We start from the raw sequence: 22405 nt of genomic DNA, 5'->3' as shown, positions 1-22405 counted from the left end.
TCCTAGACTCACCACATGGCCTCACCCGAGCGTTCCGAGCCGGCACTCTCCCCCTACGAGCGAGCGCTGGGCCCTGCCGCGGCAGCCCGGCTCCATCCTCGGCTGCGCAGTTACTTCCGTGCGCTGACCGCCGCCGAGGTGGGAGTGGGACACGGCGTCTTCCGCACCGCCGGCTGCCCCGCGGGGCAGGGCCGGGTCCGGATTCTCCGACCGCTCCTCTTTCCCCTGCTGCGCTGGCTGCAGCGCCGTGGGGTGGTGTTCGCCGGGCACGAACACCACGTCCCCTTCCGGGTGGAGAACCGCACGCACGCCGGTGCCACGCACGCTCGCCGCACCTTCCACCTGCTCAGCGGAGACTGGACGATGCAGGACGCGGTGTCGTTCTCAGGGAAGACGCCAGCTGCCGGGACCGAGAGCAACCCGGCGGGGAACCTCGCCCCCGCCCCTGCCGCCGAGGCCGCCCCCGGTCCCGCAGCACATGCCGGCCCCGCAGCACATGCGCGTCCTGCGGGGCACACGGGTCCCGGCGTCCTCATCGACGAACTCGGAGAGCCCGGGATGCTCAGAGCCGCGTTCCACGCCTTCGAACACGGCGGTGCGCTGCACCTGCGCAGCCTCGCGCTCTGGGTGAGGCCGCTCCGATCAGGCAGGGGGTGGATACACATCCCGCAACTGATTGCACCGGTGGTCCGGCTGCGTGAGGAGTTCGCCGAGGCCGCAGACAGGCAGCGGGTCACGCTCACGGTGGACGCACCGGTGGTGGGCCGGATCTACGGCTACGAGGGGACGTTCGAGTACGAGATCAGGAGCGAGGCCCACCCGCTGCACACGGACGCCTCTCACGGATGCCCGTCGTAGGTGAAGTGGATGAGCCGCAACCGGGAATGCCGCACTCGTTCCACGCGCAGGTGCTTGGCGGTGAGCATCCAGATCGCGCCCACGAGCATGCCGGCCACGCCGGCCGCCGCACCCACACCCAGGGCGGCACGCGGCCCCAGCAGGTCCGCGACCCAGCCGGCGAACGGCGCTCCCAAGGGAGTGCCTCCCATCACCACAGCGGAGTACACGGACATCACCCGGCCGCGCACATGGGCCGGCGTGGTCGTCTGCACGTAGGCGTTCGCGCAGGTGAGCATGGTGATGGACGAGAAGCCGATGAGCATGAGTGCGACGGCGAACGTCCAGTAGTCCGGCATGACGGCGGCGATCCCGCAGGCCAGGCCGAACCCTCCCGCGGCGAAGAAGACGATCCGCAGCCGGGGCAGTTCGCGTTTGGCGGCGATGAGCGCACCGGTGAGCGAGCCCACCGCGAGCACGGAGTTGAGCAGTCCAAAGGCCCCTGCGTCCCGGTCGAACTCCACGCGGGCCATCGTGGCGGTGTAGATGTTGAAGTTGATGCCGAAGGTGGAGACCACGAAGATCACGGCGAGCACCACCACGATGTCCGTCCGGGTGCGCAGGTAGGAGAACCCGCCCAGCAGGCCGCGCTTGCCCTCGGACCGCCGCGGCGGGGGCGGGTGCAGGCGGGAGCCGTCCAGCCAGAGCAGCACGGCCACGGTGCCGGCGAACGCCAGGCCGGAGAGGAGGAACACCGTCGAGGCCCCGGCCGCCGCCGTCATCACGCCCGCGATGGCGGGCCCCAGCATGCGGGCGCTGTTGAACGAGGCGGAGTTGAGCGAGACGGCGTTGGCCAGCAGCTTCTCGCCCACCAGTTCGGAGACGAAGGCGTGGCGCGCGGGTGCGTCCACCGTGGCGACGATGCCCAGCAGGAGCGCGAGGAGATAGACGTGCCAGAGCGCAATGGCCCCGGTGACGGTGAGGACGAAGAGGACCAGGCCCATCGAGCCCATGAGGATCTGGGTGAGGAGCAGCAGGCGCCGTTTGGGGAACTTGTCCGCGATGCTGCCGGCGAAGGGGAACAGCAGCAGCTGCGGACCCAGCTGGAGCGCCATGCAGATGCCCAGCGCGGTCGCGTCCTCGTCGGTGAGGTGGGTGAGGACCAGCCAGTCCTGCGCCGTCCGCTGCATCCAGGTGCCGGTGTTGGACACCAGCGCACCGCCGAACCACTTCCGGTAGTTGGGCTCGTGCAGCGAGCGGAACATCGACGACATCGGGTGGGTGGACGCCCCCTTCCGGGACTTGCGGTATGCGGTTCTTCAGCGGAGCCGATCGTCCGTGATCCGGTCTCCGGTCAGGCGGCCGGCGGATCTCCCAGCCCAGCCTCGGGCAGGGGCCGCCGGAGGCCGGGGTCAGCCCGGGTGGGACGCGGCGCTCACAGACGCGGCACCCGCCGTAGCGGTGTCCGCGGTGTCGAACGTGTCGAGCGGTTCGTTGATCTCGTCCAGCACGGCCTCGGGCGGCGTGGTGGAGCGGTGGGCCACATCCGTCTCGGAGTGCGCTCCGCAGCCGGAGTCCAGCGCGACGACCCGGCCGTCGAACGGCGACCACGCGTTGGCGCACACACCGAACCGCGTGCGCACGCTGCCGGCGATGGGCAGCAGGTAGCCGCAGGTGGAGCACTGGGCGCCTGCGCGCTTGGCGTACTCGCCCTCCGGTCCGGCATCCGACTTCTCCCAGCGCTGCGCGGCCCGAGCGATCCCCTCACGGGAGAGCACACGGGCGCGGCCCAGGCCGAACTCGAAGTTGGGGACCTGGTCGATGTCCTCGAGCAGGTCCGCGTCGACCTGCTCGATGCCCAGCTCCAGGTTGGGGTCGTCCTCCGTCCTGGGCAGGACGTCCTTGGGGCCCATGTCGCCGGGCTGCAGCCGCTTCTCCCACGGCACCCACTCCGGGGCCAGCAGCGCGTCCGGTCCCGGCAGCAGCGCCGTCTCGCAGACGGTGGCCTTCTTGGACCGGGGCGCGCGTGCCAGCACGGCCACCCAGTGCCAGCCGCGGTAGGCCGGAGCGGTGCACTCGAAACTGTGGGTGACGAGGCGGGTGCCCTCCGCGACGCTGCCCAGATGCGCGCCGATCTCCGTCTCCGGGGCCACTTCCAGGAGCGCCCCGCGCGCCACGTCCACGGCGGCCGCGAGCACGGCGTCGAGGACCGGCGGTGCCGCCCTGCGGGCAGGACGTGCCGGGGCTGCGGGGGCGGGTGAGTCCGCAGGTGCGGGAACATCCGCGCCCGAGGCCACGGGCACCTCGGGCGCGGATGTCTGAGGCACGGTCCCCTGAGGGGCCGTCCCCTCGGCGGGGACGGACGGCTCCACCGCGGTGCCGCCCGGATCCTTCCGGGTGGTGCTCTGCACCGAGGCGATCCAGCGGTCGAACAGTCCGGACATCAGCCCTCCAGGTCGTCAGCGATTGCGCGGAGCACTTCCGCCACGCGGTGGGAGTGTCCGCTATCAGGGTACCGCCCGTGCCGCAGCCCGTTCGACGTGTCCTCCAGCACCCGGATGACGTCCTCGATCATGGAGGCCGTCTTCTCCGGGTTCCGGCGGATGCGGGCGGGCGCTTCGATGAGGCGCGCCTTGAGCACCTGCTTGCCCTTGCGGCCGTCGACCACGTCAAAGTCCAGGCGGGTGCCGGGGGCGACCTCGGCACCCGCGGGCAGAGCGGAGCTGTGGAGGAAGACCTGCTCGCCGTCATCGGCGGTGACGAAGCCGAATCCCTTGCCGGCGTCGAACCACTTCACGCGTCCAGTGGGCATCGTGCGTGTCCTTTCATGTCCTGTCGGGTGGGTGTGCCGCGGTGCGGCAGGGTGGATGGTGGGGCTGAGCGGGTCACGTGCGGGAGGCGAGCGCTCCGTGCGGCGGCCGGGGCGGGCTGGATCCTCCGTGGGCTCGGTGCTCGAGGGCTGCGCGTGCTGCTCCGTGCTGTTCGGCGGTATCCCGTCCGCGTCTGCCCTTCCCGATGCCGTGGTCCTCCGGGCCGGTCCGCTGCGGGGGCCGCGTCCGCGAGAACTGTTCAGGAGGCCGGGAAGCGTCGATCGTGGGGCGGAACGGACCCGAGGCCGCAGGCGGCGTCAGCGAGCGGCTGACGGGAGGGTGCTTCTCAGCTGGTCCGCACGCGCCGGGTGAACTGTTGGATCAGCACGATCACGAGGAGTGCGAATGCGATGGGGAGCAGCACCAGTCCCGCCCAGGTGAAGACCGGCGAGACGACCACCCCCATCAGGCCCGTCGTGACGACGAGGGCCAGGCAGAGGAGGCCCACCACGGCGATGACGGCGGCGGTGAGGCCCATCCAGGCACCCGGGGGTCTCTGGGATGCGGGGACTGCACTCATCGGGCACCTCCTTCTGCGACGGCGGAGACGGGACCGCCCCGCCTCTCATGCGCACACCATCATAGCGCTCGGTGCAAGCCGGTGCGGAAGCCGCCGCGGAAGGCGGGACCCGGCTGGTGCAGGGGAGGCCGCGGGCAGTCGCAGAGAGACCCGTTCCGCACGTGTCCGCGTAGAATCGGGAGGATGCGCGAGACACTCTCCTTCGCCGCCTGGCTGGCCGCCGCCCCGCAGTCCTGGTTCCTCCGGATCGCCCGGACCCGCACCGATCTGCTGCGCACGGACGCCCCGGACGTCCGCCGCCTCGCCGCCCTGGCCGCCTCGCGCACCGCGGCCGCCGCGGGTCTGGAGATGCTCAGTGCGGATGCGCTGCGGGTCGTCCACCGCGCCGCCGTGCAGTCACGCATCGCCCCCGCCGTCCCCCGGGAGAAGCTGCCGGCACCGTCCCCGGCCTCGGGAGCGGGCACGGGAGCGGAGGCGAGCGCACCTGCCTCCGCCCAGGACCGCGCCGCCCCGGAACCTGCCGGGCTCGCACGTGCGGTGGAGGCCGGGCTGCTCTGGCCTGCCTTCCCGCCCGAGACCTCCTCCACGGGTTCCGCCGCGAAGTCCGCGTCCGCCGCCGGCGCCTCCTCCGAGGACTCCTGGCCCCTCACCGCAGCCGCCTACCGCGTGCACCCGGAGGTGCCGGCGCTGCTGCCCATGACCGCGGCCTCGCGCGCGGACGGCCTCGCCTGGGACAGCGCCCGGGATCCCCGGCCCCTCACCACCGACTCCGTCTCCGCCTCCCTCCTTCTCAATGCACAGGCGGCCGGAGCGGCGGGCGCGGTGTCCCGCGCCCTGGACGCCACGGCGGAGTTCGCCCGGCACGAGATCTCCCAGCTGGTGAGCGGCGGCGTGGGCAAGCGCGACGCGCAGACGCTCGCACGTGCCGTGGACCTCAGCCCGGGGCGGCTGATCCTTACAGTGGAGCTCGCGCACCGCCTCGGCTGGCTGTCCGTGTCCACCGACCCCTCGGACCCCGTCTGGCTGCCCACCCCGGCCTACGACTCCGCCGCGGCCACCGCCCGTGAGGAGATCTGGGCGCAGCTGGTCTGGGCCTGGCTCACCCACCCGGTCGACGTGGTCCACGTCCTTGCAGGCACCACTCCCGCCGGCGAGCGCGTGCACCTGCTGGGCCGCGACGACCACTCGCGCAGCGCCTTCCCCGGCTTCCCCGTCGCCGCACCGCAGATCCTCCGGCTGCGGCGGCTCGTGCTCTCCGCATTGCTGCACGCGGGCGAACCCGGCACGGCCGTACAGCAGGAGGAGCTTCTGGCCCTCCTCATCTGGGAGCATCCGCTGCTGGCCGTGCTCACGGAGGAGGAGCTGGCGCAGGTGCTCGACGAGACGGAGTCCTTCGGCCTCACCGCCTCACCCCTGGGCCGTGCCCGTTCCCATGCCCTCACCCCGCTGGGCCGCACCCTGGCGACCTGGCTCGAGGAGCACGCACACACCGCCCACGAACCCGAGGACCCGGACGCCGCCACGCCGCTGCCCACCTCCCTGCTGGCGGAGGTCGCGGCCCTCCTGCCCCCGCTCGAATCCACCGTCACGCTCCAGTCGGACCTCACCGCCGTGGCCGCCGGACCTCTGGAGCACACGGCGCAGACGCGGCTGGAGGCGCTCGCGGAGATCGACACCCGCGGGCAGGGCACCGTCTTCCGCATCACGGACGACTCCATCGCCGCAGCCCTGCGCGCCGGACGCGACGCCCCGTCCCTCCTGCAGGACCTCACGGAGCTCTCCTCCACCGGAGTGCCCTCCACGCTCACGCACATGATCGAATCGCAGGCCTCCCGGCTCAATAGGGTGCGGGTGGCCGCGGCGCGCAGCGTCATCGTCGTGGACGACCCGGCGGACCTCGACGTGATCTTCGACGACCCGGCCTCCGCGGCCACCGGCATGCGGCGCCTCTCCCCCACCGTCGCCGTCTCACCGGCACCCGCGGACCGCGTCACCGCCCTCGTCGAGACCGAGGACCGTCCCGTGCTGCGCGCGGACACGGAGGCCGAGTCCGGCCGCCCCGACCGCGCTCCCGTGCCGGTGCGCCCGGCCCCGCCCGTCACCCGCACCACTCGCGTGCCGGCGGACCGCGTGGAGGAGCACATCGACCGGCTCGAGCGCACGCGGTCCGCGGCGGCGAGCCGGAGTGGGGCGGCGGCCGGCAGAGCGGGCAAAGGCAGGGCAGGCGAGGGCAGGACGTCCGGTACGGGTGCCTCGGGTGCGGGGGCCTCGGGCGGTGCGGCGGCTCGCGGCGATGGGGACGCGAGAGGAGCAGGCACCACTGCACGCGGCGATGGGGCACGTGGCGGAGCCGGGCGCGGATCCGGCACCGGCGGCACAGGTGCTGCAGGCCAGGCCACCCGTTCCCGAGGCGCCACCGGCGCAGGCGCTGCCGGCCAGGGCGCTGCCACCTCGGTCCCCGGCGGGAATGCCGCGGCGGTCTCCGCCGTTGGGGCAGAGACGGGAACGGCAGGCGTCCTCGCAGAGCTGAGTGAGGCCGCTGCGGTGAAGGCGGAGGTGGAGCTCATCGCCGCCGGATCGGACGGTTCGCTGCGGCGTATCCGCATGCTGCCGGAGGGCGTGCGCGCCGGTCGCGTACTGGGGCGCACCTCCGCCGGGACCGCGGTGCGGATCGCGGCCTCGCGCGTGGTCGAGGTGCGACGTGTGTGAGACGGCTCAGCACAGCAGCGGCACGGGAACAGTAGGAGGAGCATGCACAGCGGCGTGACGACGGGTGGACCCCTCATCGTCCAGTCGGACAGGACCATCCTGCTCGAATCCGATCACCCGGAGGCCGCCGAGGCCGCCATCGCCATCGCGCCCTTCGCGCAGCTGTCGAAGACGCCGGAGCACATCCACACCTACACGATCACACCGCTGGGCCTCTGGAACGCCCGCGCCAGCGGCCACGACGCGGAGGGCGTGGTCGACGTGCTGCTCGACTACGCCAAACACCCCGTGCCGCACGAGCTGCTCCTGGACATCGTGGACGTCATGGACCGCTGGGGCGTGCTCACCCTCACGCGCTCCCCCGTCCACGGCCTCGTCCTCGAGAGCACGGACGCCGCCCTCCTCGACTCCCTCCTCACACAGCCGGATCTCGCGGGGAAGACCGGTGCGCGCATCGACGCAGGCTCCGTGGCCGTGCATCCCTCCGAACGCGGCGAGCTCAAGCACGTGCTCCTCAAGCTCGGCCACCCCGTCGCGGATGCGGCCGGCTACGTGGACGGCGAGGCACACGCCATCGACCTCACCGAGCGTCCGGAGCAGAGCGAGCCGGAGGGCGGACAGGACAGCGTTGCCGACGGGGCATGGGCTCTGCGCCCCTACCAGGCGCGTGCGGTGGACACCTACCTCGCGGGCGAGTCCGGCGTCGTGGTGCTGCCGTGCGGCGCGGGCAAGACTCTCGTGGGTGCGGCGGCGATGGCGCGGGTGAAGGCAACGACCCTCATCCTCGTGACCAACTCCGTCTCCGCGAAGCAGTGGAAGGCGGAGCTGCTGCGGCGGACCACGCTCACGGAGGAGGAGATCGGCGAGTACTCCGGCACGGTCAAGGAGATCCGCCCCGTCACCATCGCCACCTACCAGGTGCTCACCACGCGCAGGAAGGGCTCCTACCTCCACCTGGAGCTGCTGGACGCCCGCGACTGGGGACTCGTGATCTACGACGAGGTCCACCTCCTGCCGGCGCCGGTGTTCCGCCTCACCGCAGGCCTGCAGGCACGCCGGCGGCTGGGCCTCACCGCCACACTGGTGCGCGAGGACAGCAGGGAGGACGAGGTCTTCTCCCTCATCGGCCCCAAGCAGTTCGAGGTGCCGTGGAAGGAGATCGAGCAGGCCGGCTACATCGCCTCCGCACACTGCCACGAGGTGCGCGTGCGCCTGGACTCCGGTCTCCGCCGGGCCTACGGCAGCGCAGAGGGTGAGGACCGCTACCGGCTCGCCGCCACCGCGGATTCCAAGATCCCGGTGGTGAAGGAGCTCGTGGAGAACCACGGGGATGCGCAGATCCTGGTGATCGGGCAGTACATCGACCAGCTCGAGGAGCTGGGTGCCGCGCTGGACGCACCCGTGCTCACGGGCAGGACGCCGGAGCGGGAGCGCGAGGAGCTCTATGCGGGGTTCCGGGCGGGCACCGTGCGCGTGCTGGTCGTGTCCAAGGTCGCCAACTTCTCCGTGGACCTGCCCGAGGCCTCGGTCGCCATCCAGGTCTCCGGCTCGTTCGGCTCCCGGCAGGAGGAGGCGCAGCGGCTGGGCCGCATCCTGCGTCCCAAGGCCACCGCCCGCTCCGCGGAGTTCTACACCGTCGTCACCGCGGAGACCGTGGACGAGCGCTTCGCCGCGCACCGCCGCCGCTTCCTCACCGAGCAGGGGTACTCGTACACCATCGAGAACCGCTGAGCGGGCGGCGTCGCGCAGGCAGGGTGGGCGCGGCGGCGCGGCGTCAGGGCGGCGGTGCGTGGGAGACGTCTCCCACGCACCGCGAGGCGCCTCTATCGCACCACGCACCACAAACACGTTTGGCCGCCCACATATATGTGGGCGGCCAAAAGCATTGCCGGGCCCCTCGCACAGGCCACACCGCACACATGCCCTCCCACCCACGCATATGTGGGTGGGAGGGCATATACGAGGGTCCGCCTGGCGGCGCGCTGCGCAGAACCGGCGCAGCCGCACCTGCCGTGATCACGGACATACGCACTACCGGCACCAGGGAAGGGCCTCACCTCGCACGCGCGTTCCCGCCCAGTCACGGGTGGGCAGCTATGTCCATTCGCGGGCCCTCTCCAGCTCACGGGCACCCGCCGCCTTGTCCTCAGCCTCCTCGCCCTCGGCCGCGCCGGCCGCGGGGTCGGACGCCGCAGCCTGCACGTCCGCCAGCGAGAGCGGGCCGGTGGCCGGGTCGGAGAGCACGACGGCGCGCTGGATGCGCCTGGTCTGGCGCACCTCTCCCCACTTGATGAAGACCACCCCGCCCAGGATCCCCAGACCGCCGTACATCTGCACGTGCGTGGGCAGCTCCGCGACGAGCAGCCACGCGACGATGACGGAGAACGGGACCTCGGTGAGGTTGACGAAGGCACCCACGGTGGCGCCCACCATCCGCAGACCCCAGATGCCGAACACGTACGCACCCGCCGTGAACAGCACGATCTGCGCGAGCGGCACCATCCAGGAGACGGTGGCCGCACCCATCTGCACCGGCTCGAGGACGAAGTCCGCGGGCAGGACGCCGGCCAGCAGGATCACGGCCATGACCACGGCGCCCACGGCCATCCCCAACCCGGTGAGCGCCACCGGCGGGATGCCGGAGTCCGCCTTGGCGGAGACGAGGAAGTAGCTGGAGAGGCACACGGCCGCACCCATCGCGAAGAGCACTCCGCTGAGCGAGATGTGGCTGGAGGACGGGTCGAGGATGAGCATGAGCCCCGCGAGCGAGAGCGCCATTCCGATGAAGGTGACGGTGGCCGGCCGGATGCGGGTGGTGATCCAGAGCCAGAAGACGATGAGCAGGGGCGAGGTCATCTCCAGGAGCAGGGCCACCGCGACGGTGAGCTCCTGCACTGCGAGGAAGTACAGCAGCTGGACGCCCACCATGGAGACGATCCCGTAGGTGACCACCATCCGCCACGAACGCACCACCTCGCCCCATTTCCCACGCAGCGCCAGCAGAGTGGGGATGAGCAGGATGAGGGCGCTGCCGGCCAGCCGGAGAAGGACGACCGCTCCCGGCGACCAGCCCGTCGCGTACATGGTCTTCGCGATGGGTCCGGAGACCGCGAAGAAGAACGACGACAGGAGCATGAAGCCGAATCCGACCATGGTGCGGTTCATTCTCTTTGACCTCCTCGACAGGCGCGCGGGCCTCCGCCGCGGCTGTCCGTTCGGCCTCCTCGTGCGCACGAGGGTTCTGCTCCCGGGTGCGCGCAAACGCGGCGCCCACAGGCGCGGCGCGGCGGAGCAGACGGATGCCCGGGAACAGGGGTGGCGAACGGGAGGCCGGACGGGCGGAAGGCCCTTCCTCAGCCGCAGGACAGCGGCTCGGGCACCATGAGACACGAGCATCCTGTCACGAGTCAAGGTGCCGATGGTCCTTACATGTGCGAGACTCGACACATGCAGATCTCCACCCACAACCGCTCGATCCTGGCGATGCTCACGGAGCTTGCGAATTCAGGACTCGACGGGGAGTCCCTCACCGCGCCCGCGGATGTCATCGCATTGGGAGAGCGCTACGGCTTCACCCCTCCCCTTCTCGCCGAGCAGGCGGACGTGCGCGCCCTGCACACCCTGAGGAGCCGCCTGCGGACCGCCCTCGTGCCCGAGGAGCCGCCGGGAGTGCCGGCAGGTGCCGCGGGGACTGCAGATCCCGCCGTCCCCGCTGCACTCACCGATCAGCCGCCGTCCACCCGCTCGGCCCACTCCGCAGAACTGCACGCCCCCACCCGGCCCTCCGAGCCGCACAGCGCCCCCGATCCCGAGGATCCCGAGGATCGCGAGCGGCAGGCGGCCGAACTCGTCAATGCGCTCTACCGGGAGACGCGCACCCTGCCGGAGCTGCAGAAGCACGACGGCTGGGGCTGGCACGTGCACGCTGTGCCGAACGAGGCCGCCCTCTCCGTCCGCATCGCCTCGGACCTCGCCGTCGCCCTGACGGACCTGCTGGTGGACGGAGAGCTCTCCCGCCTGGGCGTCTGCGCCGCCGTGGACTGCGACGGTCTGTTCACAGACCTCTCCCGCAACCGATCCAAGCGGTTCTGCGACAGAGGCAACTGCGCCAATCGCACACACGTCGCGGCATACCGCGCACGGCAACCGGGCTGAACGGCCCCACCCCAGCAGTCGGCACCCGGCCCCCACCCCAGCGGTTGCCCCCAAGAGGCCAGCGCCTGCCCCGCGCAGCCACCCTCCGCAACGGCCGGCACCTGCCCCGCGCGTGACCGTGACCGCGGGTCACCGTGACAGGGCACCATTCCGGAACAGAATGTGACGCAGCTAACAATCGCATTCAGCTTTGATCCAGGAGACTTCCAGACTAGAGGTCCACACTGGATGCATGAACGCACAGAACCCCGTCATCCCGGAACCCGACACCGAGGCAACCCTGCTTGTCGTGGACGACGAGCCCAACATCCGTGAGCTGCTCTCCACCAGCCTGCGCTTCGCCGGCTTCGACGTGCTCTCCGCCGCGAACGGCACGGACGCGCTGCGGATCGCGGAGCAGAAGGAGCCGGACCTCCTCGTCCTCGACGTGATGCTCCCGGACATGGACGGCTTCGCCGTCACCCGCCGCCTGCGCCAGATGGGCAAGCACATCCCGGTGGTCTTCCTCACCGCACGCGACGACACCTCGGACAAGATCACCGGCCTCACGGTGGGCGGCGACGACTACGTCACCAAGCCGTTCAGCCTGGAGGAGGTCGTGGCCCGCATCCGCGCAGTCCTCCGCCGCACCCACAGCCTCGAGGAGGAGGAGAGCGCCGTCATCGAGGTGGGCGAGCTCGAACTCGACGACGACACCCACGAGGTGCGCCGCGGCGGCATCCTCATCGACCTCTCCCCCACGGAGTTCAAGCTCCTGCGCTACCTCATGCTCAACGCCAACCGCGTGCTGTCGAAGTCACAGATCCTCGACCACGTGTGGGAGTACGACTTCGGCGGGGACACCGGCATCGTGGAGTCCTACATCTCCTACCTCCGCCGCAAGATCGACGTCGCGCCCACCACGGACGAGGCCGGCACCCCCATCGAGCTGGAGTGGACCCCCATGATCCAGACGAAGCGCGGCGTGGGCTACATGCTGCGCACCCCGGACTCCAAGTGATCCGCGTCCCCGGCCCCCGCCGGGGACCGGGCCGTCCATCCGCACCACCGTCAGGAAGAGCGTTTCAGCCGTGAGCAGACACACCAGGCGACGCCGGAGGGTGATCTGGGACGAGTGGTCTCTCACCGCCAAGCTCCTCACCATCATGATGACGCTCATGCTCATCGTGATGTCCGGCACCAGCGCATGGGTGCTGGAGAACCTCCGCTCCAGCCTCATCGAGCGCACGGACGCCCGTCTCGTGCAGAACTCTCAGGCGCTGGCGATCCAGGCGGCGGAGACGGTGTCCCAGACGGACGAGGACTCCGGGGACGCCGCGAGCACCTCCCCCACGGAGTCCTCGCTGCGCCAGCTCCTCCCGGCCTCCTACTACGTCCAGTTCTACGACCCGGACGGCACCCCGCTCTTCTCCCCCGTGGCACCGGAGGCGGACAACATGCCCTCGCTCCCGCACATCGACGAAGACACCGTCCAGGCGATGCAGGGCACTCCATTCACCACGGACGGCACCACGTCCAAGTGGCGGGCGCTGGCGCTGCACGTCAAGGACTCGCCGCTGCTCGTGGCGATCGCGATCCCGTTCGAGCAGGACATCGACACGGTCAGCGAACGCGCGCGCAACACCATGCTGGGCATCGGCATGCTCGCACTGGCCCTGGTCGCCGGAGTGGGCTACTTCGCCATCACCAACACCTTCCGCCCGCTCAAGGACATCGAGATGACCGCGTCCAAGATCGCCGCGGGAGACCTCTCCCAGCGCGTGACGCCGTACCCGGACAACACGGAGCTGGGCAGGCTCTCCGCCGCGCTCAACACCATGCTGGGCCACATCGAGGACTCCTTCGACGGGCGCACGCGCTCGGAGAAGCGGATCCGGCAGTTCGTCTCCGACGCCTCCCATGAGCTGCGCACCCCGCTCGTCACGATCCGCGGCTACGCGGAGCTGTACCGGCAGGGCGCGGTGACGGATCCGGAACAGGTGCGGCAGGCGATGGACCGGATCGAGGCCGAGGCCAAGCGCATGGGCGTGCTCGTGGAGGACCTCGTGGTGCTCGCCCGTCTGGACGAGCGCCGGCCCGCGGAGATCGGTCCGGTGGACGTGGGAGCGATCGTCCGCGATGCCGCCGCCGATGCCGTGGCCCAGGCACCGGACCGCGACATCAGCCTCATCGGACTGGACGGTGGGGACGCCCCGGACACCCCCACCGTGCTGGGCTCCGAATCGCGGCTGCGGCAGGTCATCGTCAACCTCGCGGGCAACGCGATCCGGCACACCCCGGACCGCACCGCCGTGGAGTTCGCGGTGGGGGTGCTGCAGCCCGGTTCCGCAGGCCCCTCCGGTACGGCGGATTCCGGCACCGGAGGATCTGCACAGGCCGCCTCGGAGGGCCAGCGGAACGGCTCCCGCTCCGGCAGGCAGCCGGGGCGCGGTGCCCGAGGTTCGGGTCGCGGCACCGGCAGGTTCCCCCGGATCCTGCCGGGCGGGTCCGGGCAGGATCAGACCGCCGCCGAGGCCTCGGTCCCCGGCGGCGGCAGCAGCGGCGCGTTCGCCGTGGGACAGGCGGGGCAGTCCGGCTCCGGGACGGCGCAGATGACGAACTCCAACCCGTTCGTCACCGGCCCGCTCGAGCTGGGCGAGGACCTCTCCGGATTCCCGTACGGACGGGTGCGGTTCGAGGTCCGCGACCACGGCGAGGGCATCGCACCGGACCAGGCCCACCGCATCTTCGAGCGGTTCTACCGGCTCGACGCCTCGCGCACGCGAGACACGGGCGGATCCGGACTGGGCCTCTCGATCGTCAAGGCGATCGTGGAGAACCACTCCGGTGCCATCTCCGTCCATCCCACCCCGGGCGGCGGCGCGACCTTCCGCGTCGACCTCCCCATCCCCGGCGCGGACTCCGTCCGCCGCTCCGTCACCCCTACGTCCGCATCCTGAAAGGCGACGCCATGACTCAGCCACCAGAGCTCCCCCGCTCCACCGGCCGGCACGCGAACGGGTCCCGGCAGACATTCCCCTCGTCACATGAGCGTGCGCCGGGAGACGATGCCGGGCTGCGGGCGCAGACCTCCGCGCAGACGGAGGAGGGCTGGACCGCCTCGGCGCAGCGGACCGGTTCCGCCCCGCAGACCGGGCACGGCTCCGCGCCCGGCGGTGCGGCTTCTCCGCAGGGCGCTGTTCCCCCGGCTCCTTCCGGTCCCGCGCCCACCGGGCAGCACCCCACCGCTCCGATGCCGTCCCAGCCGCATTCCGCACAGCTGCCCGTGCCCTCCGGTGCAGAGGCACCCTCCGGTGCAGAGGCATCCTCCGGACCGGACCGCACCGCCGAGGCCGGCGCGAACCGGCCTGCGCCGGGCATGCCCGAGGCGGGTCAGGCAGGCGCAGGACGCACGAGCTCCCCGGAAACGGGCCATCCCGCCGCGGCACAGGCGAACGGACCGTCCCCGGCCGGCGGACCCGCACAGCCCGGCGGACCGCACCCCGGTGCCGCCCAGGGCTTCGCCACAGCCGCGGAACCGCCCCGGACCGGCGATCCCCACGGCGGCGCCGTCCCACCCGGAGGTGCTGTGCCGCCCGGAGGAACCTTCGGAGACCCGCAGGCCGGGCCTCCCGCCGGTCCCCCGCAGGGACGCCGCCGCGGCCCCGGCTGGGGCGGCGTGGTCGGCATCGCCGCGATCGCCGCGCTCCTGGGCGGTGTGCTGGGAGGGGGCGGCGCGCTGCTGGCCGGCGGCCTCGACCTCACCGGCAGCTCGGCGGCTCCGCAGTCGCAGTCCGATGAGCCCAGGAGCAGCCAGCCGCTGCACGACACCACGGAGACCCCCGACTGGGCGAGCATCGCGGACTCGGTCTCCCCCGGCGTCGCGGCGATCCAGGTGGGTGTGAACGGAGAGGTGTCCGGTCTGGGCTCCGGCTTCGTCTACGACGACTCCGGGCACATCGTCACCAACAACCACGTCGTCGCTCCTGCCGACACCGACGGCGGCGAGATCCAGGTGATCTTCAGCGACGGCAGCACGGTGGACGCGCGCCTGGTGGGCCGCGACCCGGAGACGGATGTGGCGGTGCTCGAACTCGCGACGGTGCCGGACGACGTCGCACCGCTGGACCGCGGCGCCTCCGAGGATCTGCGCGTGGGCGATCCGGTCATGGCCCTGGGCAATCCGCTGGGGCTGGCGGACACGGTCACCACCGGCATCGTCTCCGCTCTGGACCGCCCGGTGACCACGCAGAACATCGGGGACCTCAGCGAGCAGGAGGCGACCACCACCATCACCAGCGCCATCCAGACGGACGCCGCGATCAACCCCGGCAACTCGGGCGGTCCGCTGGTGGACGGCAACGGCCGGCTGGTGGGGATCAACTCCTCGGCCGCGACCATGAGCGCACCGGGCTCGGAGGAGCAGAGCGGTTCGATCGGGATCGGGTTCGCGATCCCCGTGGAGCAGGCGGTGAGCATCGCCGACCAGCTCATCCAGACGGGCAGGGCGACGCACCCCTTCCTGGGTGTGACCATGCGCGATTCGACTGTGGAGCTGGGCGGGGTGACCCGCAGCTCCGCGCAGGTGCAGGAGGTGGCCTCCGGCTCCCCGGCGGAGGCGGCCGGGTTCGAACAGGGCGACGAGATCATCGCGGTGGGCGGCAAGCCGGTGAGCTCCGGCGTCTCCATGCAGGCGCTCGTCCGCTCCTCCACCCCTGGTGAGCCGATCGAGATGTCCGTGGTGCGCGGCGGCCAGGAGCAGACGCTGACCGTCACGCTCGAAGCCAACTGAGCGGTGACCGCGGGCGGCTGACCGCCTGCGGTCACAGCAGGGATCTCCGCAGCACCCACTCTGCGCACGCATGGCCTGTGGACGGTGCTCTGCCGTCCACAGGCCATGCATGCGTCTGGCGCTCCTCCCCCACACGGGCGCAGGGTGGACGGTGTCAGATGCCGCGAGTGGACGTTCGTCCCCGTTCCCCCAGGAGGAGCCCATGTCCCTGTTCGAGGTCGACCCGGAGCGCGTGCTGGGCACCGCCGCCAGCGCGTCCACCACCGCCGAGGAGCTGGGCGCGCAGGCGGAGGCGCTCATGTCCCAGCTGCGCGCCCTCGCCGATTCCTGGAAGGGCGCGGCCGCGCAGAGCTTCCAGGCCGTCGCCGAGGAGTGGGACGGGGTCAACAAGCACGTCCAGCAGTCCCTCCGCTCCATCAACGAGGCCCTCCGCGCCGCCGGTGCGCAGTACGAGGAGGTCGAGGCGCAGAACACCCGGATGTTCGCTCCGTGAGTGCTCCCCGCACGGCGGAAAATCTCAGTGTGACGCAGTAGGGTTGAGGAGGAGAAGCTGACGCGGTGCCCGCTGTGCGCTTCCGCAGGACACAGCTGACCGCACTGTGCGGCGGCACTGAGAACGGAGCCGTAGAAGGAATGAGCATGTTCCAGCGACTGAAGACCATCTTCGGGGCCAAGGCAGACAAGGCCCTCGACAAGATGGAGAACCCCAACGAGACCCTCGACTACTCGTACAAGAAGCAGCTCGAGCTCCTGCAGAAGGTGCGCCGCGGTGTGGCGGACGTCGCCACGAGCCGCAAGCGGCTCGAACTGCAGATGAACCAGCTCACCCAGCAGCAGGAGAAGCTGCAGGGCCAGGCGCAGAAGGCCATGGAGATCGGCCGTGAGGATCTCGCCCGCGAGGCGCTCAACCGGAAGTCCGGACTGAGCCAGCAGATCAGCGACCTCGAGGCCCAGCACCAGAACCTGCTGGCCGAGGAGCAGAAGCTCACCACCGCCTCCCAGCGCCTCCAGGCGAAGGTCGATTCCTTCCGCACCCGCAAGGAGACCCTCAAGGCCACCTACAACGCGGCTGAGGCGCAGACGAAGATCGGCGAGGCCTTCACCGGGATCTCCGAGGAGTTCGGCGACGTCAACATGGCGATCCAGCGCGCCGAGGACAAGACCAACGAGCTCCAGGCGCGTGCGGGCGCTGTCGACGAGCTGCTGGCCTCGGGCGCACTCGACGACGTGACCGGCACGCAGCGCGACGACATCGCCGCGCAGCTGGACGCCCTCTCCTCGGACCAGGACGTGGAGCTCGAGCTGCAGCGCATGCGCCAGTCCCTGCCCGGCGGTTCCGCCGGCGGGCCCCGTGCCGCGCTGGAAGCCGAGGACGCCCAGACCGCGGGGGAGCCGCAGCCCGGCCAGGGAGGCGGTCAGGCATGATCATCCGCATCCTCGGCGAGGGCCAGTTCGATCTCACTGATGTGGACGAGGCCGCTCTGCAGAGCTACGACGATGAGGTGGAGAAGGCGTTCGAGGCCGGTGACGAGAATGCGGTCCACACCGCACTCACCCAGCTGCACGACTTCATCACCGCCCACGGCTCCCCGGTCGCCGACGACTTCCTGGGCGCCTCCGACGTGGTGGTGCCCGGCACGGACGCCACCATCGCAGAGATCCAGGAGCTGCTCTCCGGCGAGGGCTTCGTCCCCAACGGCGGCTGACCCTCCGCACGGAGGCTGCCGCTGGCGGTCTCCTCCGGATCCGGCCGCCGCGCAGGCACAGCTCTCCCACCCAGCGCACCGCCGCGCGGACGTCCCTCTCACCCCTCGGGACGCCCGCGCGGAATGCGTTCAGCACTCCTCCATCGTGTCGTTCCTCCTCAACCTGGTGGAACTGTCGTGGGGAGGACGTCAACCCCTCTCGCACCGTCGCGGAAAGGACGCCCCACATGGCCCGCTCACGTTTCGCCAAGGACGCCGGACTCTCGTTCCGCATGGGCGTCACCATGTTCCTCAACGGGCTCATCTACGTGGTGCTCATCCTGGGCATCTGGTGGGCGCTGGGGAGGAACCCCGGCGGCGTCGTCCTCGCCCTCCTCATCTCCGGCGGGATCTTCTGGTTCCAGTGGTACTTCTCCGACTCCGTCGCGATGCGCGCCATGGGCGCACGCGTGGTCACCCCGCAGCAGGCTCCGGAGCTCCACTCACTCGTCGACAGACTCTGCCAGCAGGCGGACATGCCCAAGCCGCGAGTGGCGTTCTCGGACACTCCCGTGCCCAACGCCTTCGCCACGGGGCGCTCCCCCGAACACTCGGTGGTCTGCGTGACCCGCGGACTGCTGGACCGGCTGGAGCCCAAGGAGGTCGAGGCGGTGCTCGCTCACGAGCTCTCGCACGTCGCCCACCGCGATGTCACGGTCATGACGGTCGCCGGCGTCACGGGCGTGGTGGCGAGCCTCATGATGCGCACCTTCCTCTACACCGGCGGCAACCGCAATAACAACAACAACGGTCTGCCCGTCCAGCTCGTGCTCATGCTCGTGGGCGTCGTCGTCTACGTGCTGAGCTTCTTCCTCATCAGGGTGCTCTCCCGCTACCGGGAGCTCGCAGCGGACCGCGCGGCAGCGCTGCTCACCGGCAGCCCGTCCACGCTGGCCTCCGCGCTCGTGAAGATCAGCGACACCGCCAGCCGCCTGCCCAAGCAGGATCTGCGCAAGTCCGCCGGTGCGGCTCACCTGGCCTTCTTCGAGTTCGGCAGCCTGTTCTCCACGCACCCCAGCCTGGAGAAGCGGCTGAGCCAGCTGGAGAAGATCAGCGGCCAGCTCTCCACCGAATACTGAGCCTCTCTGCGCTCCACCAGACGCTGCACGCGCGCAGAGCAGATTCATCCCCGCCGGCTCACCTCTCCCGGACCCGTTTCACCCGGTCTCACCCACCCGCCCGGACCCACCACACGAGGACACTTCACACTCCATGGGATTCTTCGACGCACTCTTCGGCCGCTCCAAGCCCAAGGAGCCCAATCTGGACGACCTGTTCGCGGTCCCCCCGGCTGCTCTCACGCTCGAGGCCCGGAACGGTCTGCGACCCACCGGTGTGGGCGCCGTGGCGTTCCGCGAGGTGGAGGGCGGTGCCTTCGACCGCGCCGAGGAGGAGGCGCGCGCACTCATCTCCTCGGACCCCAACACGGAGGTGGAGCAGGTCAACGACGGCTACGGGTACACGTGGCAGGTGGTGAGCCAGCATGTCACCAGCACCCCGGATCTGGTGACCAGCCTCCACGCCGTCAATGCGGCTCTGGAGGCGCAGGGATTCGGCCCCATGCTCCTGTGCTCGGTGGTGTACTTCCGCAGCGATTCCTCACCGCGCACACTCGCACTCGTCTACCTGTACAAGCGCGGGACGTTCTACCCCTTCGTGCAGACGGGGAAGCATCAGCGCGACGAGCCCTTCGAACTGCAGATGCGCGGCGTGCTGAATGAGGATCTGCCGGTGGAGAAGGAGCTGTCCAAGTGGTCGCCGCTCTGGGACGCCCCCGGTATGGATCGCTGAGCGGAGCCGCGATGGTGCTCGCTGCCGCACCGGTGCCGTGCCGCTGCATGTGCACGGTGCCTTCGGACCCCGGCCGGCACCCAACCTTTCGCAGCTTTTGACGCTGTGCACATGACTGGTCATGTGCACAGCGTCAAAAGGTGCGAAACGTCATCCCGGTGAAGCCCCTGCGACCGGTGAAGCCACCGGGCTGGCGGAGGCGGCGCAGCCGCCTGTCAGCCGCGGGTGGCGACGGTGAAGACCTCTCCTGCGGCGTCCACGATGTCGCCGGGACGGACCTTGGCTCCGCGGCGGGTCTCCACCGCACCGTTGACGGAGACGGCCTCCGCGGCGAGCATGTCCTTCGCCTCCGCGCCGGTGCCGGCGATACCGTGCAGCTTGAGCAGCTGTCCCAGGGTGATCGCCTCGTCGCGGATCTCGATCGTCTCGATGCCGCCGGTGGCCTCGGGCGCGGGGCCGCCCCCGGTGCCGTTCACAGCCGCCATCAGAAGTCGAACCCGCCGAAGTCGAATCCGCCGCCGTCGTCGAAGCCGCCCATGTCCCCGCCCATGTCGCCGCCGGCGTCGCCTATGTCGCCTCCGGCATCCGCGCCGTCCATGCCGCCGTCCCAGCCTCCGCCGAATCCTCCGAAGAGCATGGCGCCCATGAGCACGCCGGGAAGAAGGCCGGAGCCCGCATAGGAGTTGAAGTAGCCGCGGTTGTACTCCGAGTAGGCCGGTCCGGCCTCCCAGTAGGCGCGGCGCTGCAGGCCATTGCCCACGGGCACGGTGCGCACGGCGGGTTCCGCACCGCAGCTCACGCGCTCCGCATCAGCGGCGCACACCGGAACCGGTCGCGGCTGTCCGCCGGCAGGTGCCCAGTCCACGTCCTCGACGGAGGGACCGTGCTGGGGGTTGAAGAAGCAGGGGGGACGCCGGACGGGGAGCGGCTTGCCCTCCACCCTCGCGCGCACGCACTTGGCGGCGTAGCGGCCGTCCTCGATCGCCTCGGTCACGTGGCGGATGTCCTCCGCACGGCTGAGCTGGGACAGCGTCTCCTTGGCACGGTCGTAGCAGTCCAGTGCCCGCGCGTAGTCCTGGCGGCCGCCTTCGTCCAGCTGCACGCCGGCGGTGACGATGTCGAGGTCCGCGACCTCCTCGCCGAACGCAGTGACGTCCTCCTCCGCCGTGCGGCTCACCCGTTCGAGCTCCTCTGCGCGCTGTTCCTGCGCCCGCGCCTTCTCACGGCGGCTGCCGACGAAGAACGCCGCTCCCACGCCTATGAGAAGCAGCAGGAAGACGAGGGACATGTCATCACCTTTCGACGCGGGGCTGGACCGAGGATCCGGATCCCAGTATCCCAGCCCAAGCTGGATGCGCTCTGTATGGGAGCAGGGTCACAGCACGCCCAGGCCTCGGAGGATCGTGAGGATCCCGCCCAGGAACGCGAGCACGAGCATGCCGTTGCGCGCCAGCGTCACCGGGGTGACACGGGAGAGCAGCTCACCGGCCAGCTGACCGATGACCAGCGCGGCCAGGATGAGGGCCCAGGTGCCGAGGCCCAGGGACGGCCAGGCGCCGTGGTCGAGGACGAGCTTGGACAGGATCGAGAACGCGGCCATCACGACGAACACCGGCTGGATGGTCGCGGCGAAGGAGCGCTGCTCCCAGCGGGTGAGGACGGAGAACGCGCTCAGCGCAGGGCCTCCGATGCCGGCAGCCGAGTTCATCGCCCCTGATGCCAGCCCCGTGATGACGGCACCCCGCTTGCGACGGGTGAGCGGACGGGTGAGGACACGGCCCAGCAGCAGCGAGGCGGCCAGCGCAGCCACCACGAGCGCGCCGATGAGGATCTCCAGAGCGTGCGAGGGCAGGGCGACGGCCAGCAGCGCGCCGGGGAACGCGCCGATCATGCCGCCGAGCGCCAGACAACCCGAGAACTTCCACTCGACCTCGCGATAGGTGCGGGCCAGGACGATGATCGAGGACACCAGCCCGCACACGTTGACGAGCACCACACCGGGCACCGGGTCGAGGAGGAGGACCAGGAAGGGCCCGGAGACGAGGGCGAAGCCCATGCCCGTGATCCGTTGGGCCAGTGCTCCCACCAGGACGGCGAGGAGAATGAGGACGATCACGAGCTGCATGAGCCCCAGACTATCCCCCGCTCTGCCCCCTCCGACCTCCGGGTCCGGGAAGGGCAGCGCTCAGCGCCGCCCCGCGGCGGCCTCCAGGGAGTACCGTTGGACCATGCCCCTCGATGCAGGCGTCTGGGCGGAGTTCAGCGCCGATCCCCACAGAGAGCCGGAGCTGCGCGCCTCGGATGCGGACCGTGCCGTCCTCTTCGCCGCTGTGGGCGAGGCCTATGCCACCGGCCTGCTCGATGCGGACGAGCATGACGAGAGGCTCACCGCGGCGGGTGCAGTCAAACGGCTCGGCGACGTCGTCCCGGTGCTGAAGGACCTCGTACCCCCGCCGGCCTCCGCCGCTGCGGGCACTGACCTCGACGCGCGCACCGCGCAGACCCTGGCCCGGCTGCGCGCGGCGGACGATCCCGTGCCCACCACGCCCGAGGCGATCGACGCCGCCGCCCGGGCGTACTACTCCGCGCGGGTGAAGAAGGAGGCCTGGGGCCTCGTCGCAGGTCCGGTGGGCATCTGTCTGGCCATCTGGCTGTTCACCTCCCTCGGCGGCGGGTTCTACTTCTTCTGGCCGCTGTTCGTCATCCTCGGCGTAGGTGGCGGCTTCGTCTCCACGCTCACCCGCAAGGAGGCGATCATCGCGGAGCGCCGGCGGCTCCTCACCCTCCGCGCTCGCGCGCAGCTGGGCGATGCGCGAGCGCAGCAGGAGCTGGAGAAGGGCGGCTCCCTCGGACGCGATGTCACGGACACCCGTGAGGAGCGCAGGCGGGCCCACCGGCGCCGTCACCACAGAGAGGACTGATCCTCACCCTGCGGCCTGGCGCCCCCGAACAGCACGGGGCCCTGTGGACGCGCGCGTCCACAGGGCCCCGGTGTCCCAGCGGGACG

General features: G+C 71.0%; 21 protein-coding genes. 13 read left to right on the top strand and 8 right to left on the bottom strand.

The window, feature by feature from the left end; genetic code table 11:
- Positions 1–15 precede the first annotated feature (15 nt).
- A complete protein-coding gene (locus ABD240_RS05450) occupies positions 16–858 on the top strand; it encodes a DUF4166 domain-containing protein (protein ID WP_344335949.1) in 843 nt (280 codons plus the stop codon).
- Here ABD240_RS05450 and ABD240_RS05445 read toward each other — a convergent pair.
- The 4 genes from ABD240_RS05445 to ABD240_RS05430 all read right to left on the bottom strand — a co-directional run bounded on the left by ABD240_RS05445 (position 840) and on the right by ABD240_RS05430 (position 4227).
- Positions 840–2111: an MFS transporter gene (locus tag ABD240_RS05445; protein WP_344335946.1), complete on the bottom strand. Its 1272-nt coding sequence runs from the start codon at positions 2109–2111 to the stop codon at positions 840–842. The two genes, ABD240_RS05450 and ABD240_RS05445, sit on opposite strands and share 19 nt — an antisense overlap.
- A 138-nt stretch (positions 2112–2249) precedes the next feature.
- Complete coding sequence (locus tag ABD240_RS05440) at positions 2250–3281, bottom strand: DUF3027 domain-containing protein (protein WP_344335944.1); 1032 nt, start codon at positions 3279–3281, stop codon at positions 2250–2252.
- Entirely contained in the window at positions 3281–3649 is a 369-nt protein-coding gene (locus tag ABD240_RS05435; RefSeq protein WP_291793038.1) for a cold-shock protein, read from the bottom strand. Before ABD240_RS05435 ends, ABD240_RS05440 begins: the two co-directional genes overlap by 1 nt.
- A 344-nt stretch (positions 3650–3993) precedes the next feature.
- Positions 3994–4227 carry a hypothetical protein gene (locus ABD240_RS05430; protein WP_291793035.1) on the bottom strand — a complete coding sequence of 78 codons (234 nt, stop codon included), beginning with the start codon at positions 4225–4227 and terminating at the stop codon, positions 3994–3996.
- 183 nt (positions 4228–4410) lie between these two features.
- On the opposite strand from ABD240_RS05430, the gene ABD240_RS05425 reads away from it, so the two are divergent.
- Together ABD240_RS05425 and ABD240_RS05420 are read left to right on the top strand one after the other, a co-directional pair.
- Positions 4411–6936, top strand: a complete 2526-nt coding sequence (locus ABD240_RS05425) for a helicase-associated domain-containing protein (RefSeq protein ID WP_291793033.1) — start codon at positions 4411–4413, stop codon at positions 6934–6936.
- Positions 6937–6978: 42 nt separating this feature from the next.
- Positions 6979–8667, top strand: coding sequence for a DNA repair helicase XPB (locus tag ABD240_RS05420; protein ID WP_344335936.1), 1689 nt, complete (start codon positions 6979–6981; stop codon positions 8665–8667).
- Positions 8668–9030: 363 nt separating this feature from the next.
- Here the strand turns inward: ABD240_RS05420 and ABD240_RS05415 are convergent, their stop codons facing one another.
- A complete protein-coding gene (locus tag ABD240_RS05415) occupies positions 9031–10101 on the bottom strand; it encodes an EamA family transporter (protein WP_344335933.1) in 1071 nt (356 codons plus the stop codon).
- Between the two features lie 282 nt (positions 10102–10383).
- Between ABD240_RS05415 and ABD240_RS05410 the strand changes: the two genes are divergently transcribed.
- The 9 genes from ABD240_RS05410 (at position 10384) to pspAB (ending at position 19398) form a co-directional block, all read left to right on the top strand.
- Positions 10384–11091, top strand: coding sequence for a CGNR zinc finger domain-containing protein (locus ABD240_RS05410; RefSeq protein WP_344335930.1), 708 nt, complete (start codon positions 10384–10386; stop codon positions 11089–11091).
- Between the two features lie 232 nt (positions 11092–11323).
- A complete protein-coding gene (locus ABD240_RS05405) occupies positions 11324–12091 on the top strand; it encodes a response regulator transcription factor (protein WP_344335928.1) in 768 nt (255 codons plus the stop codon).
- Between the two features lie 70 nt (positions 12092–12161).
- The gene (locus tag ABD240_RS05400) at positions 12162–14030 is read left to right on the top strand and encodes a sensor histidine kinase (RefSeq protein WP_291794841.1); all 1869 of its coding nucleotides are present in this window, start codon (positions 12162–12164) and stop codon (positions 14028–14030) included.
- A gap of 11 nt (positions 14031–14041) precedes the next feature.
- Positions 14042–15862, top strand: a complete 1821-nt coding sequence (locus tag ABD240_RS05395; RefSeq protein WP_344335923.1) for a trypsin-like peptidase domain-containing protein — start codon at positions 14042–14044, stop codon at positions 15860–15862.
- A 202-nt stretch (positions 15863–16064) separates the two neighbouring features.
- Entirely contained in the window at positions 16065–16355 is a 291-nt protein-coding gene (locus tag ABD240_RS05390) for a WXG100 family type VII secretion target (RefSeq protein ID WP_291794843.1), read from the top strand.
- Positions 16356–16501: 146 nt separating this feature from the next.
- Positions 16502–17287 (top strand): PspA/IM30 family protein, encoded by a 786-nt coding sequence (locus ABD240_RS05385; protein ID WP_291794844.1) that lies wholly within the window; start codon positions 16502–16504, stop codon positions 17285–17287.
- Complete coding sequence (gene pspAA, locus ABD240_RS05380; RefSeq protein ID WP_291794845.1) at positions 17284–17568, top strand: PspA-associated protein PspAA; 285 nt, start codon at positions 17284–17286, stop codon at positions 17566–17568. Before ABD240_RS05385 ends, pspAA begins: the two co-directional genes overlap by 4 nt.
- A 227-nt stretch (positions 17569–17795) precedes the next feature.
- A complete protein-coding gene (gene htpX, locus ABD240_RS05375; protein ID WP_291794846.1) occupies positions 17796–18686 on the top strand; it encodes a zinc metalloprotease HtpX in 891 nt (296 codons plus the stop codon).
- Positions 18687–18819: 133 nt separating this feature from the next.
- On the top strand, positions 18820–19398 hold the full coding sequence (gene pspAB, locus ABD240_RS05370; protein ID WP_291794847.1) for a PspA-associated protein PspAB: 579 nt from the start codon (positions 18820–18822) through the stop codon (positions 19396–19398).
- Positions 19399–19613: 215 nt separating this feature from the next.
- Here pspAB and ABD240_RS05365 read toward each other — a convergent pair whose 3' ends face one another.
- The 3 genes from ABD240_RS05365 to ABD240_RS05355 all read right to left on the bottom strand — a co-directional run bounded on the left by ABD240_RS05365 (position 19614) and on the right by ABD240_RS05355 (position 21523).
- On the bottom strand, positions 19614–19874 hold the full coding sequence (locus tag ABD240_RS05365; RefSeq protein ID WP_291794848.1) for an RNA-binding S4 domain-containing protein: 261 nt from the start codon (positions 19872–19874) through the stop codon (positions 19614–19616).
- 8 nt (positions 19875–19882) lie between these two features.
- Positions 19883–20686, bottom strand: coding sequence for a hypothetical protein (locus ABD240_RS05360; RefSeq protein WP_291794849.1), 804 nt, complete (start codon positions 20684–20686; stop codon positions 19883–19885).
- Between the two features lie 87 nt (positions 20687–20773).
- Entirely contained in the window at positions 20774–21523 is a 750-nt protein-coding gene (locus tag ABD240_RS05355) for a sulfite exporter TauE/SafE family protein (RefSeq protein WP_291794850.1), read from the bottom strand.
- Positions 21524–21626: 103 nt separating this feature from the next.
- Between ABD240_RS05355 and ABD240_RS05350 the strand changes: the two genes are divergently transcribed.
- On the top strand, positions 21627–22319 hold the full coding sequence (locus ABD240_RS05350) for a DUF1707 SHOCT-like domain-containing protein (RefSeq protein ID WP_344335913.1): 693 nt from the start codon (positions 21627–21629) through the stop codon (positions 22317–22319).
- The last annotated feature ends 86 nt before the right edge of the window (positions 22320–22405 follow it).

Origin of the sequence: Brevibacterium salitolerans, from assembly GCF_039531405.1 — a bacterium.
Taxonomy (GTDB): Bacteria; Actinomycetota; Actinomycetes; order Actinomycetales; family Brevibacteriaceae; genus Brevibacterium; species Brevibacterium salitolerans.
Note: the sequence above shows the minus strand (reverse complement) of the source record. Positions and strands in the feature narration are given on the sequence as shown.

What these genes read in the sequence shown, in the direction of transcription:
- ABD240_RS05450 (WP_344335949.1), top strand. Translation starts at nt 16, where the DNA reads ATGGCCTCACCCGAGCGTTCCGAGCCGGCACTCTCCCCCTACGAGCGA.
- ABD240_RS05445 (WP_344335946.1), bottom strand. Translation starts at nt 2,111, where the DNA reads ATGTCGTCGATGTTCCGCTCGCTGCACGAGCCCAACTACCGGAAGTGG.
- ABD240_RS05440 (WP_344335944.1), bottom strand. Translation starts at nt 3,281, where the DNA reads ATGTCCGGACTGTTCGACCGCTGGATCGCCTCGGTGCAGAGCACCACC.
- ABD240_RS05435 (WP_291793038.1), bottom strand. Translation starts at nt 3,649, where the DNA reads ATGCCCACTGGACGCGTGAAGTGGTTCGACGCCGGCAAGGGATTCGGC.
- ABD240_RS05430 (WP_291793035.1), bottom strand. Translation starts at nt 4,227, where the DNA reads ATGAGTGCAGTCCCCGCATCCCAGAGACCCCCGGGTGCCTGGATGGGC.
- ABD240_RS05425 (WP_291793033.1), top strand. Translation starts at nt 4,411, where the DNA reads ATGCGCGAGACACTCTCCTTCGCCGCCTGGCTGGCCGCCGCCCCGCAG.
- ABD240_RS05420 (WP_344335936.1), top strand. Translation starts at nt 6,979, where the DNA reads ATGCACAGCGGCGTGACGACGGGTGGACCCCTCATCGTCCAGTCGGAC.
- ABD240_RS05415 (WP_344335933.1), bottom strand. Translation starts at nt 10,101, where the DNA reads ATGAACCGCACCATGGTCGGATTCGGCTTCATGCTCCTGTCGTCGTTC.
- ABD240_RS05410 (WP_344335930.1), top strand. Translation starts at nt 10,384, where the DNA reads ATGCAGATCTCCACCCACAACCGCTCGATCCTGGCGATGCTCACGGAG.
- ABD240_RS05405 (WP_344335928.1), top strand. Translation starts at nt 11,324, where the DNA reads ATGAACGCACAGAACCCCGTCATCCCGGAACCCGACACCGAGGCAACC.
- ABD240_RS05395 (WP_344335923.1), top strand. Translation starts at nt 14,042, where the DNA reads ATGACTCAGCCACCAGAGCTCCCCCGCTCCACCGGCCGGCACGCGAAC.
- ABD240_RS05390 (WP_291794843.1), top strand. Translation starts at nt 16,065, where the DNA reads ATGTCCCTGTTCGAGGTCGACCCGGAGCGCGTGCTGGGCACCGCCGCC.
- ABD240_RS05385 (WP_291794844.1), top strand. Translation starts at nt 16,502, where the DNA reads ATGTTCCAGCGACTGAAGACCATCTTCGGGGCCAAGGCAGACAAGGCC.
- pspAA (WP_291794845.1), top strand. Translation starts at nt 17,284, where the DNA reads ATGATCATCCGCATCCTCGGCGAGGGCCAGTTCGATCTCACTGATGTG.
- htpX (WP_291794846.1), top strand. Translation starts at nt 17,796, where the DNA reads ATGGCCCGCTCACGTTTCGCCAAGGACGCCGGACTCTCGTTCCGCATG.
- pspAB (WP_291794847.1), top strand. Translation starts at nt 18,820, where the DNA reads ATGGGATTCTTCGACGCACTCTTCGGCCGCTCCAAGCCCAAGGAGCCC.
- ABD240_RS05360 (WP_291794849.1), bottom strand. Translation starts at nt 20,686, where the DNA reads ATGTCCCTCGTCTTCCTGCTGCTTCTCATAGGCGTGGGAGCGGCGTTC.
- ABD240_RS05355 (WP_291794850.1), bottom strand. Translation starts at nt 21,523, where the DNA reads ATGCAGCTCGTGATCGTCCTCATTCTCCTCGCCGTCCTGGTGGGAGCA.
- ABD240_RS05350 (WP_344335913.1), top strand. Translation starts at nt 21,627, where the DNA reads ATGCCCCTCGATGCAGGCGTCTGGGCGGAGTTCAGCGCCGATCCCCAC.